This is a genomic window from Bacillus sp. MBGLi79 (assembly GCF_002953915.1).
Map to the genome: position 1 here is coordinate 2,105,900 of NZ_CP026521.1, position 696 is coordinate 2,106,595.

Annotated in this window: 1 pseudogene; it reads left to right on the plus strand. The window is 49.7% G+C overall.

Annotation, left to right across the window (positions count from 1 at the left end):
- Positions 1–696 (plus strand): annotated as a pseudogene (gene polC, locus C1T29_RS24770) (PolC-type DNA polymerase III); the annotation flags it as partial.

Sequence of the window (696 nt, forward strand, 5' to 3'; positions counted from 1 at the left end):
GCTCAAGAGGCAAGAACTGCCGAACGTTCATTTCCTTTCGACGGATGAAATGCTTGAGGCCTTTTCATTTTTGGGTGAGGAAAAAGCGAAAGAAATCGTCGTCAAGAACACCCGTTTGATCAGCGAGCGAATCGAAGAAATCAAGCCGATCAAAGACGATCTTTACACACCGAAGATCGAAGGCGCAGATGACGAAATCCGCCGCATGAGCTATGAGAAAGCAAAAAGCATTTACGGCGACGACCTTCCGGAAATCGTCGAAAAGCGGATCGAAAAAGAGCTGAAAAGCATTATCGGCCATGGATTCGCCGTCATCTATCTGATCTCTCATAAGCTTGTAAAACGCTCCCTTGATGACGGCTATCTTGTCGGTTCAAGGGGATCGGTCGGTTCTTCCCTTGTCGCAACATTGACGGAAATTACCGAGGTCAACCCGCTGCCGCCGCATTACGTCTGTCCGGATTGCCGCCATTCCGAGTTTTTAAACTATGGATCGGTCGGTTCGGGATTTGATTTGCCTGACAAAGACTGTCCGAAGTGTGGAGCGGCCTACAGAAAAGACGGCCACGACATTCCGTTTGAGACGTTTCTGGGGTTTAAAGGGGACAAGGTTCCTGATATCGACTTGAACTTCTCGGGCGCATATCAGCCGCACGCCCACAACTACACGAAAGTCCAGTTCGGAGCGGATAACGT